Genomic DNA, 13,700 nt, shown 5'->3' on the forward strand with positions numbered 1-13,700 from the left:
CTGTCACGGCGCGGGCTGCTGCGGTAACGTGGGGCCATGAAACTGCGGCAGACGATAGGCTTCTGTGCCTCCGCCGACGGCACACGCATCGCCGTGGCGTCATGCGGCGAGGGTCCGGTGATCCTGCGAGCCGCGCACTGGCTGAGTCATGTCGACTACGATCTCGAAAGCCCGGTGTGGCGGCCATGGGTGGAGGCGCTTTCGGCCCGTAACCGTTTCGTCCGCTACGACCCGCGCGGATGCGGCTTGTCGGACCGCCATGTCGCGGACCTGACGATCGACGCCTGGCATGCCGACCTCGACGCCGTGGCAGCGACGATCAAGGAGCCACGTTTCGTCCTGCTCGGCCTGTCGCAGGGCGGCGCGCTCGGGATCGCGTTCGCGCTCAGGCACCCGGAGCGCGTCTCCCGTCTCGTACTCGTCAACGCCTACGGCCAGGGCGGGCGTGTGCGTGCCCAGAACGATGCCGAGCGGCTGGAGGCGGAGACGCTGGTCAATTTCGTCCGCATCGGCTGGGGTCGCGACAACCCCGCGTTCTGCCGGTTCTTCACCAATCTCTTCATTCCGGGCGGCAAGCCGGAGCAACATCGCTGGTGGGGCGATCTCGAACGGGAGACGGCGACTGCCGACGTCGCGGCGCAACTGCTCTGGCAGATGCAGGGCATCGACGTCCTCGACCTTGCGGCAAGGCTCAGCGTGCCGACGCTGGTCATGCACAGCCGCGGCGACATGCGCGTGCCCTTCAACGAAGGCTGCAAGCTGGCGGCCGCCATCCCCGGCGCGCGCTTCGTGCCGCTGGAGAGCAGGAACCACGTGCTGCTGCCTGACGAGCCTGCGTGGGCGGTGTTCCAGGCCGAACTCGCGGGGTTTTTAGGGCAGGACCAGGCGACGCAGCCCCACGCTGTCCGCGATGCCGGACTGACTCCCGCAGAAAAGGCGATCCTCGACCTCGTCGCGAAGGGGCTCGACAACCGCACGATCGCCCAGCGCCTGGGCAAGAGCGAGAAGACGGTGCGCAACCAGTTGTCGGCGATCTTCGACAAGCTCGACGTTCACAGCCGTTCGCAGGCTATCGTCAAGTCGCTGTCCGGCTGAGGTCCTTTCCGGGGCCCGCGCGGGACATCTGTCCCCGGCCCGAGCCGGATTTTGCTGGCCACGCGGGACAGCCGCCCCATGCCGGCCGCCATGCACGCGCGCATCCTGGAAGCCTCGGAGCGGCAGCAAGCCCTCCAGAGACCAGGAGGAATGCGATATGACCCAGATCGACGAAACCAGGTTGAACGAGCTGGTCGGCCGCGTGCTCGGCGACCTCGGCGGCGCCGTGAGCGTGCCTCTGGTGCGAATAGGCGACACGCTCGGCCTCTACGCCGCGCTCAGAAACAGCGGACCGGCGACAGCCGACGATCTTGCCGCGGCCGCAGGCTGCGCGCCGCGATATGTGCGCGAGTGGCTCTGCGCGCAGACGGCGTCCGGCTATGTCACCTACGAGGGCGGACGCTTCTCGTTGACGCCCGAGCAGGCCTTCGTGTTTGCCGAACCCGACAGTCCGGTCAATCTGATCGGCGCCTTCGACACCGCCGCCGCGATGGTCGAAAACCAGCCCAAGGTGCAGGCGGCCTTCAAGACCGGCAAGGGCGTCGCGTGGAGCGACCAGGCCGGCTGCATGTTCTGCGCCGTGGCGCGGCTGTTCCGGCCGGGCTACGTCAACGCACTGGTGCAGGATTGGCTGCCCGCGCTGGACGGCGTGGTCGACAAGCTGAACAAGGGAGCGAAGGTCGCAGACGTCGGCTGCGGCCACGGCCTGTCGACGATCCTGATGGCACAGGCCTTCCCGAAGTCGCACTTCACCGGATACGACTTCCATCCGGCCTCGATCGCGGCCGCAACCGCGCATGTGCGGGCGCACGGGATGACCAATGTCGGCTTCGAAGTGGGGCGGGCCCAAGACTTCCCGGGCGGCGGCTTCGATCTCGTCACCTGCTTCGACTGCCTGCACGACATGGGCGATCCCGAAGCCGCGGCGGCGCATATCCGCCAGGCGCTCGGGCACGGCGGCACGTGGATGGTGGTCGAGCCGATGGCCGGCGACACGCTGGAGGACAATGTCAACCCGGTCGGGCGGCTCTATTACTCGGCCTCGACGATGATCTGCGTGCCCACCTCGCTGGCGCAGGAAACCGGGCTGGCGCTCGGTGCCCAGGCGGGCGAGAAGCGGCTGACCGAAGTGATCCGCTCCGGCGGCTTCAGCAAGGTCCGACGCGCCGCGGCGACGCCGCTCAACATGGTGCTCGAGGCGACCTGAGAGACGCGCCGGCGAAAAAATGCCGGCGCGCCTACTCCAGATAGGTGGTGGGATCGACCGGGGCCGAGTTCTTGCGCACCTCGAAATGCAGTTTCGGCGCGTTGGCGCTGCCGCTCATGCCGGACACCGCGATGTCGTCGCCGCGCTTGACCTTCTGGCCGCGCTGCACCTTGAGCTCGCTGGCGTGGCCGTAGACGGTCACCAGCCCGTTGTCGTGGCGCACCAGCACGGTGTTGCCGAACTCCTTCAGCCCGTCGCCGGCATAGATGACCACGCCGTTCTCCGCCGCCTTCACCGGCGTCCCTTCGGGCACGGCGATGTCGATGCCGTCGCGTCCGGCGCCCTTGCCGTAGGAGGAGATGACCTTTCCGCGCACCGGCCAGCGCATGCGGTCGATGCCGGTCGAGCTGGGCGCGGCAACGGCGGCGCTCTCGGCCTGCTCGATCACCTTGTCGGTCTTCCTGGGCGGGGTGTAGGCGGCGACCGCCTCCTGCTGCGTCGGCTTGGCAACCGGCGGCACGGCGCCCGTGGCCGTCTTGTCGATGCCGGGCGCGGCCTGCGCGACGGCCGGCGCCTGACCGGCGGCCGGCACCTTGAGCGTCTGGCCGATGCGCAGCACGCCGTCCTGCATGCCGTTGGCGGCCTTCAGCGCCGCGACGCTCACACCGGTCTTTTTGGCGACGCGGGTCAGCGTGTCGCCGTCCTGCACCGTATAGGCACCGGCGACGGACTTCGGCTTGGGCTGGCCGGAACTGCTGGCGGCGTTCGGATCGGTCGCCGCCGGCACCGCGGCCTCCTTCACCTTGGGCGGCTGCGGCAGCACGGCAAGGGTCTGCTGCGGCGCCCTGCTCGGCACCGGCACCTTGTCGGCGGGAACGTCGTAGCGGGTCCCGGTGGAGGACTTCGCATCGGCGACGGCCGGGTGATTGTCGGGCGCCGAAACGGGGGCCTTGTTGGAATAGACGTAGGTTGGGATGACGATCTTCTGGCCGGTCTGCAGGCCGCCGCCTTCCGGCAGGCCGTTGACCCTGGCGATCACGTTGGCCGGCACGCCGAAGCGGCGCGACAGGTTGTAGACGGTCTCGCCTTCCCGAACTGTCACCTGGGTGCCGCCGGCGCGCGACCAGCCGGCCGGATCGGCCGCCCCGGACGCCATCTGCGGCTCGGCCGGGCGTGCAGGCGTCGAAGCAGCGGAAGCGAGCGTCGGGGCCGCCTGCGGCCTGGGCGCGGAAACGGCAGGTGCCGGGGCGACAGGCGCGGGAGTTGCGGCCGCCATAGTCGGCTGGGCGGAGACCGGCGCCAGGGAGCCCCGGCTCACCGAACCGGTGGAGACGGCATCCACCGGCGCTGCCGCGACCGGCGCGGCGTCACCCGGATAGGCCTGGCCTCCGTCATTGATGATCTGGCGCTGATTCGCCGTCGAGCCGGTGAAGATGTCGTCGACACCGCCGAAGCGCGCCGACTGCGAGCTGCACCCCGCGGCCATCCCCGTGACCAGCAGAAGAGCCGCACCGCGCCACAGCTTGCGCTTGTTCGACCGCAATACACTCACCAGCATCGTACTAACCCGCTTTTACCCGGTACAACCGGCTATGATTAAAGCGCGTTAATGTTACTGGGCGGTTAAAGCGGACGGCGGCCATGCCTCATTTTTAAGCCGCCGGCGCGATCACAGGACGGCCGCCAGGCCCTTGGCGATCGGTTGCAAACGGACCTCGCCGAGGTCCTCGCGCTCGAAGCGGCTGCCGACCTTGCCCAGGCGGACCAGCGCCTGCCGTCCCTCCTCCGGCCCGATCGCCGCCACCATGGTGCCGCCGGTGGAAAGCTGGTCGACGAAGATGCGCGGATGGCTGTCGAACGCGGCCCAGACGACGATCCGGTCGAACGGCCCCTCCCCCATCAGGCCGTTGATGCCGTCGGCCTGCCGTGCATGCACGTTCTGGATGCCGAACAGCTCGAAGCGCTGGCGCGCCTGGTCGACGAGCGTCTTGTAGCGGTCGAGCGTCGTCACCCGGCCGGCGAAGCGGGACATGACGGCGGCGGTATAGCCGGTGCCGGTGCCGATCTCGAGGATGCGGTTGCCCGGCTCGATGCGCAGCGCGGCGATGACCTGCGCCTGCAGGTCGACGCCTTCGATCGCCTCGCCGCAGTCGATCGGCAGCATGCGGTCGGACCAGGCGAGGTCATGGAACTGCCCCGACAGGAAGTCGGCGCGCGGCGTCGCCTCGAAGGCGGCGATCACCTCGCGCGGAACGCCGCGCCCGCGCAGCCGCAGCATGAAGGCGGCGAACCCCTCCCGGCCGCCTGTCATGCAAGCGCCTTGGCCAGCTGGTCGCGCAGCTCATGCGCGGTCAGATCCATCTTCAGCGGCGTCACCGAGACCATGCGGTTGCCGAGCGCATGCAGGTCGGTGCCGCTGCGCGTTTCCGCCGCCTCGCGGCCGAAGCGCAGCCAGTAATAGGGGAAACCGCGGCCGTCGGTGCGCTCGTCGATCCACATGCCGTAGGCGAGCTTGCCCTGGGCGGCGACGGCGACACCCTCGACCTCGTCGGGCGCGCAATTGGGGAAGTTGACGTTGAGGAAGACGCCGGCCGGCAGGTCGACACGCAGCAGCTTCCCCAGCAGGGTCGGCGCATGCGCCTCGGTCGTCTCCCACGCGACCTCCCGGCCGATCCCCTCCTGCACGCGGTAGGCCTGGCTGAGCGCGACGGCGCGGATGCCGAGAAGCGTGCCCTCCATGGCGCCGGCCACCGTACCGGAATAGGTCACGTCGTCGGCGACGTTCGAGCCGGCATTGACGCCGGAGAGAACCAGGTCCGGCGGCTCCGGCAGGATCTTCTTCACGCCCATGATGACGCAGTCGGTCGGGGTGCCGCGCACGGCGAAATGGCGGTCGTCGAGCTTGCGCAGGCGCAGCGGCTCCGACAGCGACAGCGAATGGGCGAAGCCGGACTGGTCGGTTTCGGGCGCCACCACCCAGACGTCGTCGCTGAGCGTCCGGGCGATCCGCTCCAGGCATTGCAGGCCCTCGGCATGGATGCCGTCGTCATTGGTCAGGAGGATACGCACAATCAGGCCCCGATCTTTTCCAGCCCGCCCATATAGGGGCGCAATGCTTCAGGAATGCTAACGGAGCCGTCCTGGTTCTGGTAATTCTCCAAAACCGCGATCAGCGCGCGGCCGACGGCGACGCCCGAGCCGTTGAGGGTGTGGACGAAGAGGTTGCCCTTGCCGCCCCTGTCCCTGTAGCGGGCGTCCATGCGGCGCGCCTGGAAATCGCCGCAGACCGAGCAGGACGAGATCTCGCGATAGGCGTTCTGGCCGGGCAGCCACACCTCGATGTCGTAGGTCTTGCGCGCGCCAAAACCCATGTCGCCGGTGCACAGCACCACGGTGCGGAACGGCAGGCCGAGTCTTTTCAGCACCGTTTCGGCGCATTCGGTCATGCGCTCGTGCTCGGCCAGCGAATTCTCCTGGTCGGTGATCGACACCATCTCGACCTTGTAGAACTGGTGCTGGCGCAGCATGCCGCGCGTGTCGCGGCCGGCCGAGCCGGCTTCGGAGCGGAAGCAGGGGGTGAGCGCGGTGTAGCGCAGCGGCAGATCGTCGTGTCGGAGGATTTCCTCGCGCACGAGGTTGGTCAGCGGAACTTCTGAGGTCGGAATCATCCAAAGACGTGCAGAATTGCCGTGCTTGTCCAAAAAGGCCTGTGTTTCACGCATAATAAAATCTGGGTACGAAAGATGCGCTACAGGGGCTGCCGTTTGCCGGTATGTCTCCCAATCGTCCTGTAGACGCGTCAAACGTTCAAAGTCCTGCTTAATTTCCTCGGGTTGATCCACGAACCTCTTCGAACGAGAAGTTTGAAACAGGTCGTCTTCAAATTTAGGCAACTGACCCGTTCCGAACATTGCCTCGTCTCGCACCAGCAGCGGCGGGATCACCTCAGTATAGCCGTGCTCGGTCGTGTGCAGGTCGAGCATGAACTGGCCGAGGGCGCGCTCGAGCCGGGCAAGCTGACCCTTCAGCACGGTGAAGCGCGCGCCCGACAGTTTTGCCGCGCGCTCGAAATCCATCAGGCCGAGCGCCTCGCCGATCTCGAAATGCTCCCTGGCCCAGTTCGGGCGCGGTCTTACCTCGCCGACCTTGCGGACTTCGACATTGCCCCTCTCGTCGGCGCCGACCGGCACGTCGTCCAGCGGCACGTTGGGAATGACGGCCAGCGCATCCTCCAGCGCCTTGTCGTTGTCGCGCTCGGTCTGCTCGGCGGCGCCGAGAAAGGCCTTGATGGCATTGACCTCGAGCTTGAGCTGCTCGGCCAGTGCCATGTCCTTGTTGCGCATGGCGTTGCCGATCTCGCGCGAGGCGGCGTTGCGGCGCTCCTGCTTGACCTGCAACTCGCCGAGATGGGCGCGGCGCGTCTCGTCCAGCAGCAGCACGCCTTCGACGGTCGAACGCGCGTCCTGCTCCGACCACTGGCGCTTCACCAGCGCGTCGATCAGGGCCTGCGGCTTTTCGCGAATCCATCGAATGTCAAACATGGTCGGTATCGAACGTCCTTCCTGGGGAAATTCCGCTGCCGCTCATGCCGGACGGCCGCGGCGGTGTCAAATCACGGCTGGCCCGGCGAGGCGGCAGGGGGTCGAGCGCTGCCGCGGCGACCCCACCCGGCCGCTGCGCGGCCACCCTCCCCTCAAGGGGGAGGGAAATGCTGCGCGCTTCATCCTCGCCACGCCCTGCTTTGCAGTCTGGCCATTGAAAGGAAAGTGCGGGAAGCGGGGCGCGGGGCCGAGCCTCTCTAAGTAAATACGTGGCGCGGTGACCCGCGCCCCGCCGGCGTTCTTGCCCGTCCGCTAACCCGCATTCGCGCGACCTTCGCGGCTGGGGCCCGGGTCTCCAGCTCACGCCAGCCGCGCTACCGTTTGCGCGGCCGACCCGGCGCCGACGCTCCCTCCTGATACCCGGTGCGCACCAGATTCCCGCAGGGAGCGGCTTTCGAGTGCAAGTATGGGGGAGATGGAAAGGGAGGGGATAAAATAATTGCGGCGGGCCTGTTCGCTCGAAGTGGCGCAAGCGGCTAAGTGCCGGGGAAATTGCGCTTTTCTCGTTCGCGTCGGCTTTGAAGCTGCACCGCTTTTCGACGGAAGGAAAGAAAACTATCCCCTGCTCGATCTCCGGATCGACCGAGCCGAATGCCGTGGGATGGGGTGATTCCGCATCGCCGGAGCACTTCACAACCGGTACGGCATGGATCCTAGGGTCTGCGCCTCCGCTTCGCTCCGGCTCCGCCCTAGGATGACGAAGGCAAAGGGGTTTACCGCTAGTGGCCAACGTCGGCGATTGGCGGAGACTCCCGATGAGTTCGTCATTCTAGGGCGAAGCCGGAGCGAAGCGGAGGCGCAGACCCTAGGATCCATGCCGTAGCGACGGCGAAGTGCTCCGGCTGCGTAGAACAGATGGTCCCAACCGCATGGAGTTACTATGGCAGATGCCGTCCGTTGCCGATGCCGCGACCGGGCGGTGACGTTTAAGCTTCATCCCCTCCAAGGCGTAGAAGCGAAGCGTGGAGTTCCGGGAGCGGTCCCTCAGGTCGCCGCGCTCGAGGCGGAATCGCTCTCGTCCTTCTCGGCCGCCAGCTTCTCCTCCTCGCGCTTCCGCTCGACCATGCGGGCGCACCAGATCGAGACCTCGTAGAGCAGGATGGTGGGCACGGCCAGGCCGATCTGGCTCACCGGGTCGGGCGGCGTCAGCACGGCGGCGACGACGAAGGCGATCACGATCGCCCATTTGCGCTTGTCCTTCAGCCCCTGCGACGTCAGCAGGCCGACGCGCGCCATCAGCGTGGTGACGACCGGAAGCTGGAACACCAGGCCGAAGGAGAAGATCAGCGTCATGATCAGGCTGAGATATTCCGAAACCCTCGGCAGCAGCGAGATCTGCACCTCCTGCCCGGGCCCGACCTGCTGCATCGACAGGAAGAACCACATCACCATCGGCGTGAAGAAGAAATAGACGAGTGCACCGCCCATCAGGAACAGGATGGGCGAAGCAACGAGGAACGGCAGGAAGGCGGCGCGCTCGGTCTTGTAGAGGCCTGGCGCCACGAACTTGTAGATCTGCGCGGCGATCAGCGGGAAGGCGATGACCAGCCCGCCGAACATGGCGAGCTTGATCTGGGTGAAGAAGAATTCCTGCGGCGCCGTGTAGATGAGCTCCACCTGCTCGTTGGCGAGACCGGCCCAGTGCACCGCCCATTTGAACGGGATCACCAGCAGGTTGAACAGCTGCTTGGCGAAGAAGAAGCAGACGAGGAAAGCGACGAAGAAGCCGCCGATCGCCCACATCAGGCGCGACCGCAACTCGATCAGGTGCTCCATCAGCGGCGCCGACGAGGCCTCGATGTCGTCTTCGTCCCGTTTGGCGCTCACGTATCGCTTCCTGCTCGTTCCCTGGCCTTCGCGGCCGTCGCCTTGCCCTTGCCGGTAGTCGCCTTGCCGGCGGCAGGCGGTTTCGGCTTGGCCGACGCCTTGGCGGCGGACGCCTCGGCCGGAGCGGCCTTGCCGGCCGGCGCAGGCTTCGCCTTCCCGGCTGGCGCGGTCTTCTTCGGCTTCGCCTCTGGCGCGGCCGTGCCATTCGCCTTGGCCGCCTGCGGGGCAGCCATGGGCGCCGGGGCCGCAGCAGGCTTCGCCGGCTCCGGCGAAGGCGCCGGCGTGGCGAGCGCCGCGGGCGGCGACGGCATGGCCTCCGGCCCGGCGACGCCCGGCATGGCGGTCGCGCCGTTCTTCAGCGGCTCGGCCGCGTGCGCATCGGGCTCGGCCGGCTTCTGCTCGTCGGCCGGCTGGGCCGGCTGCGCGCCCGGATTGAGCGACTGCAATCCCGCACGAACATCGGCCGCGGCCTTCTCGAACGGGTTGAGCTGCTTCTTGATCTCGGAAGCCGGGTTCATGCTGCGCAGCGAATCGACCGACTTCTTGACCTCGTCCAGCTCGGCCTCCTTCAAGGCCTCGTTGAACTGCTTCTGGAAGTCGCCCGCCATCGACCGCATCTTGGCGGTCATCTTGCCGATGGTGCGCAGCATCTTCGGCAAATCCTTCGGTCCCACGACCACGATCATGACGACCGCGATCACGAGCATTTCGGTCCAGCCGATCTCAAACATGCTGCATCAATCCGGCTTTGCCGAGGAAAAGGCTCAGCTCTTGCTGGCCTTCTCGCGGGCCGCCATGGTTTCGTCGGCGCGATGCTCGACCGTCTTGGCGTCGGCGGCCGCCTTCGCCTCCTCGGCGTCCTCGTCCGACATGCCCTTCTTGAAGCTCTTGATGCCCTTGGCCATGTCGCCCATCAGCTCGGGGATCTTGCCGCGACCGAACAGCAGCAGCACGACCACCAGCACGATCAGCCAGTGCCATATCGAAAAGGAACCCATATCCAAACTCTCTCAGAGATCGTTTCTCGTGACTGATCTATGCGTTTTCGCGCCGCGTTTCAAACAGAAGAACGTCCGATTCGCGCAACGAGAACCAAATATCGCGTGAACGGGCGGACAAGATGCCGCAGCGGACCCGCGCCCGCACCGGAGTTTCGGCCCCGGGAACCGCCAGCTCCAGCAATTCGATGACGCCGAGATAGCGTCGCGACAGGATTCGCGCCTCCACCTGCCCCTCGGTTTCGCTCACGTCGAAGCCGGTGGTGCGCACGGCGACGGTGGTCTCAGTGCCATCGGCGAGCCCCGGCGCGGCGATCCGGCCGACCGACGTCTCGACCAAGCCGCCGCGCACCCGCCCGCCGAAAATGTTGAGCTCAGAGAAGAAGCCGGCGACGAACAGGTCGTTCGGGTTGAGATAGAGCTCCTCGGCCCTGCCCGCCTGTACCAGCCTTCCGTCCTTCAGGAGCGCGATGCGGTCGCCCATGCGCATCGCCTCTTCCGCGTCATGGGTCACCACGATCGCGGTAGCGCGGCTCTCGCGCAGGATCGCCAGCGTCTCGGCGCGCACCGAATCCTTCAGCCGCGAGTCCAGCCCGGAAAACGGCTCGTCCATCAACAGCACCGCCGGCCGCGGCGCCAGCGCCCGGGCGAGCGCGACGCGCTGCTGCTCGCCGCCCGAGAGCACATGCGGATAGGCGGCGGCGTAAGCCTCGAGCCCGACCCTGGAGAGCGCGATCATCGCCTCGCGGCGGGCCTCCTCGCGCGACAGCTCGGTCAGGCCGAAGCGCACATTGTCGAGGATGGTCATGTGCGGGAACAGCGCGAAATCCTGGAAGACCAGGCCGATGGAGCGCTTCTCCGGCGGCAGGAACACGGCCGGACCGGCGATCTCGCGGCCGTTGAGCAGGACGCGGCCGGTGCTCTGCGGCTCGATGCCGGCGGCGATCCTGAGCAGCGTGGTCTTGCCCGAGCCGGAGGGGCCGAGCAGGCACAGCACCTCGCCGGGTTCGGCCGCGAGCGATACGTTGCGCAGCGTCTCGGTGCCCGGCGCGAAGGAATGGCTGATGTCGTCGAAGACAAGCCGCGCGGCGAAGGTCACGCCCGCCGTCGTGCGCTTGCCCGTGCTCGCCTCGTCGATGGTCAATGCGTCCGGCCTTCCGCGTTTACGCGCGGAGGCTCAATCATCCGCCACGCGCGGTGTCAACAGGCCGAGCTCCTCCAGGTCGACGTCGGTCAGCGGATCCTCGTCCTCGGTGAGCTCGTCGGTGCTGGCCGGCGGCAGCGGCACGGAGAAATTGGCGGGCATGCGCGCGGCCAGCAGGCCGGCGCCCTTCAGCTCTTCGACGCCGGGCAGGTCGCGGATCTCCTCCAGGCCGAAATGGTCAAGGAACCCTTCGGTGGTGCCATAGGTGACCGGACGTCCCGGCGTGCGGCGGCGGCCGCGCAGGCGCACCCATTCGGTCTCCAGCAGCGTGTCGAGCGTGCCCTTCGAGGTCTCGACGCCGCGGATGTCCTCGATCTCGGCGCGCGTCACCGGCTGGTGGTAGGCGATGATGGCGAGCACTTCGAGGGCGGCGCGCGACAGCTTCTTCTGCTGCACGGCGTCGCGCGTCATCATGAAGGCGAGATCGGGCGCGGTGCGGAAGGCCCATCCCGAGCCGACCCGAACCAGGTTGACGCCGCGCCGCGAATAGATCGCCTGCAGCTCGGCCATGACCTCGGGCACGGCGATGCCGTCCGGCAGGCGCTGGGCGAGCTGCGCCTCGCTGACCGGCTCGGCGCTGGCGAAGACGATGGCCTCGGCCATGCGCGCGGCCTCGGCCAGATGCAGGCGCTCGGCCGGGTTGCGGGCCGGCTCGCCGTCGGCGGCGAAGGGGATCACGCGGGCGTTGGCGGCTTCGCTCATGATGCTGTCCCGGCGGTTGATGCGGCCGCCTGGCGGCCGCGCAGGTAGAGCGGGGAGAAGGCGCCGTCCTGCCGCATCTCGAGCTGGCCCTCGCGGACCATTTCGAGCGTGGCGGCGAAGGAGCTGGCGATGGCGGTGGCGCGTTCCTCCGGCCCGGCGAGATAGTCGACGAGGAAGCGGTCGAGCGCCGTCCAGTCCTTCGCCACGCCGATCAGCCGGGCGAGGATGTCGCGCGCCTCCTTCAGCGACCAGACGCCGCGCTTGGCGATGCGCACATTGGTCACCGCCTGGCGCTGGCGCTGGATGGCATAGGCGGTGAGCAGGTCGTAGAGGCTCGCCGCGTACCGGTTGCGCTTCTCGACGATGACGAGTTCCGGCGCGCCGCGCGCGAAGACGTCGCGGCCGAGCCGGTTGCGGTTGACGAGGCGGGCGGCGGCGTCGCGCATCGCCTCCAGCCGCTTCAGGCGGAACTGCAGCACCGCCGCCATCTCCTCGCCGCTGTCGCCGGCGTCGTCCGGCTGCTTGGGGATCAGGAGCCGCGACTTCAGATAGGCCAGCCACGCCGCCATGACGAGATAGTCGGCGGCGAGCTCCAGCCGAACGGTGCGCGCCTTGTCGATGAAGGCAAGATACTGCTCGGCGAGCGCCAGGATGGAGATGCGCGCCAGATCGACCCGCTGGTTGCGCGCCAGATGCAGCAACAGGTCGAGCGGCCCCTCGAAGCCGTCGACGTCGACGACCAGCGCCGGATCGGTGGTCGCGCGCTCCTCCGGCTGGTCCGCCCACAGGCGGTCCATCGGAATGGCCTTCGCGGCTTTCTGCTCTCCGGTCGCGGCCAATGCCGTCCCTTCCGTGTCAAAACCGGATGAAAAGAGTCATCATCCCGTTCCAACTCTTTGTTTTACCGCATGATCTTATCCGAAAAGCCTGCACTTTTCCGGGATCATGCCTTACGCCACCGCCTCGAAATACCGCGCGAACTCGGCACGCGCTTGCACCTCGGCGGTCGCGTCCCCGCCCTTGACGGCGGCCAGCGCCCGCTCGGCCCGCTGCAGCGAGCTGCCGGCGAGCGGCAGCGTGCGCGAGGCGATGCCCGCCATCTCGTCCATGACGCCGTTGCAGTGGAGAACGATGTCGACGCCGGCCGCAAGGATGGCGGCGGCCTTCTCAGGGAAATCCCCAGAAAGCGCCTTCATCGAGGTGTCGTCGCTGACCAGCAGCCCGTCGAAGCCGATCTCGCCGCGGATGATCTCGCGTACCACCTTTTCCGACGTGGTCGCCGGGGCGGAGGGGTCGACGGCGGCGTAGACGACATGCGCGGTCATGCCGATCGGCAGGTGGCTGAGCGCCCTGAAGGGGGCGAAGTCGTGGCGGCGCAGCTCGTCCAGCGAGGTATCCACCGTCGGCAGCTCGAAATGCGTATCGGAAAAGGCGCGGCCGTGGCCCGGCATGTGCTTCATGACCGGCAGCACGCCGCCCGACAGCAGTCCCTCGGCGGCCGCACGGCCGAGCGCGGTGACGGTCGCGGGATCCTTGCCGTAGGCGCGGCTGCCAATCACGTCGCTGGCGCCCTCGATGGGCACGTCGAGCACGGGCAGGCAGTCGGCGGTGATGCCGAACTTCAGCAGGTCGAAGGCATGCAGCCTGGCGAGCAGCCACGCGGCCCGCAAGCCGGCCTCGCGATCCTCGCGGTAGAGCGCGCCGACGGCGGCGCCGGCCGGATAGTTCGGCGCGATCGGCGGGCGCAGGCGCTGCACCCGCCCGCCCTCCTGGTCGATGAAGACCGGGGCCTCGGGGCGGCCGACCGCGTCGCGCATCGAGGCGACCAGATCGGATATCTGCGAGGGCTCACCGATGTTGCGCGCGAAAAGGATGAACCCCCAGGGCCGCTCGTCGCGATAGAAGCGGATCTCGTCCTCGTTGAGCGCCTTGCCGGCGCAACCCAGGATCATGGCTTTTGATTCGGTCATGTCAGCGTTTTACCCCGTGCAAGGCCGGGATTGAACGAAAAACCGGCGCGGGATGGTCCCGCGCCGGTTCGAACCCACTGGATTGTTGGGCAGGGA

Annotated in this window: 13 protein-coding genes; 2 read left to right on the forward strand and 11 right to left on the reverse strand. The window is 67.8% G+C overall.

The genetic code is table 11. From position 1 onward, the window contains the following. Positions 1-36: 36 nt before the first annotated feature. Both AC5JDC_RS22150 and AC5JDC_RS22155 read left to right on the forward strand, forming a co-directional pair. Positions 37-1,095 carry an alpha/beta fold hydrolase gene (locus AC5JDC_RS22150; protein WP_495844633.1) on the forward strand — a complete coding sequence of 353 codons (1,059 nt, stop codon included), beginning with the start codon at positions 37-39 and terminating at the stop codon, positions 1,093-1,095. A gap of 157 nt (positions 1,096-1,252) precedes the next feature. Beyond that, on the forward strand, positions 1,253-2,302 hold the full coding sequence (locus AC5JDC_RS22155; RefSeq protein WP_495844635.1) for a class I SAM-dependent methyltransferase: 1,050 nt from the start codon (positions 1,253-1,255) through the stop codon (positions 2,300-2,302). A gap of 31 nt (positions 2,303-2,333) precedes the next feature. Here the strand turns inward: AC5JDC_RS22155 and AC5JDC_RS22160 are convergent, their stop codons facing one another. The 11 genes from AC5JDC_RS22160 to nagZ form a co-directional block, all read right to left on the reverse strand. Beyond that, the gene (locus tag AC5JDC_RS22160) at positions 2,334-3,860 is read right to left on the reverse strand and encodes a peptidoglycan DD-metalloendopeptidase family protein (RefSeq protein ID WP_495844637.1); all 1,527 of its coding nucleotides are present in this window, start codon (positions 3,858-3,860) and stop codon (positions 2,334-2,336) included. 111 nt (positions 3,861-3,971) lie between these two features. Further along, positions 3,972-4,613 (reverse strand): protein-L-isoaspartate(D-aspartate) O-methyltransferase, encoded by a 642-nt coding sequence (locus tag AC5JDC_RS22165; RefSeq protein WP_495844640.1) that lies wholly within the window; start codon positions 4,611-4,613, stop codon positions 3,972-3,974. Next, complete coding sequence (surE, locus tag AC5JDC_RS22170; RefSeq protein WP_495844643.1) at positions 4,610-5,371, reverse strand: 5'/3'-nucleotidase SurE; 762 nt, start codon at positions 5,369-5,371, stop codon at positions 4,610-4,612. Before surE ends, AC5JDC_RS22165 begins: the two co-directional genes overlap by 4 nt. Positions 5,372-5,373: 2 nt before the next feature. Continuing rightward, positions 5,374-6,843 carry a serine--tRNA ligase gene (serS, locus tag AC5JDC_RS22175; RefSeq protein ID WP_495844644.1) on the reverse strand — a complete coding sequence of 490 codons (1,470 nt, stop codon included), beginning with the start codon at positions 6,841-6,843 and terminating at the stop codon, positions 5,374-5,376. Positions 6,844-7,887: 1,044 nt separating this feature from the next. Further along, a complete protein-coding gene (tatC, locus tag AC5JDC_RS22180; RefSeq protein WP_106770424.1) occupies positions 7,888-8,679 on the reverse strand; it encodes a twin-arginine translocase subunit TatC in 792 nt (263 codons plus the stop codon). 47 nt (positions 8,680-8,726) lie between these two features. Beyond that, positions 8,727-9,461 (reverse strand): Sec-independent protein translocase protein TatB, encoded by a 735-nt coding sequence (gene tatB / locus AC5JDC_RS22185; protein WP_495844646.1) that lies wholly within the window; start codon positions 9,459-9,461, stop codon positions 8,727-8,729. Between the two features lie 33 nt (positions 9,462-9,494). Next, complete coding sequence (locus AC5JDC_RS22190; RefSeq protein ID WP_106770210.1) at positions 9,495-9,728, reverse strand: twin-arginine translocase TatA/TatE family subunit; 234 nt, start codon at positions 9,726-9,728, stop codon at positions 9,495-9,497. A 37-nt stretch (positions 9,729-9,765) separates the two neighbouring features. Next, positions 9,766-10,872 (reverse strand): ABC transporter ATP-binding protein, encoded by a 1,107-nt coding sequence (locus tag AC5JDC_RS22195; RefSeq protein ID WP_495844649.1) that lies wholly within the window; start codon positions 10,870-10,872, stop codon positions 9,766-9,768. A 33-nt stretch (positions 10,873-10,905) separates the two neighbouring features. Beyond that, entirely contained in the window at positions 10,906-11,634 is a 729-nt protein-coding gene (scpB, locus tag AC5JDC_RS22200) for an SMC-Scp complex subunit ScpB (RefSeq protein ID WP_495844651.1), read from the reverse strand. Beyond that, positions 11,631-12,431 (reverse strand): segregation and condensation protein A, encoded by an 801-nt coding sequence (locus tag AC5JDC_RS22205; protein WP_495845056.1) that lies wholly within the window; start codon positions 12,429-12,431, stop codon positions 11,631-11,633. The genes scpB and AC5JDC_RS22205 overlap by 4 nt, the downstream gene beginning before the upstream one ends. Before the next feature lie 153 nt (positions 12,432-12,584). Beyond that, positions 12,585-13,604, reverse strand: coding sequence for a beta-N-acetylhexosaminidase (gene nagZ / locus AC5JDC_RS22210; protein ID WP_495844652.1), 1,020 nt, complete (start codon positions 13,602-13,604; stop codon positions 12,585-12,587). Positions 13,605-13,700 lie beyond the last annotated feature (96 nt).

The sequence above is a fragment of the Kumtagia sp. genome (genome assembly GCF_059502445.1).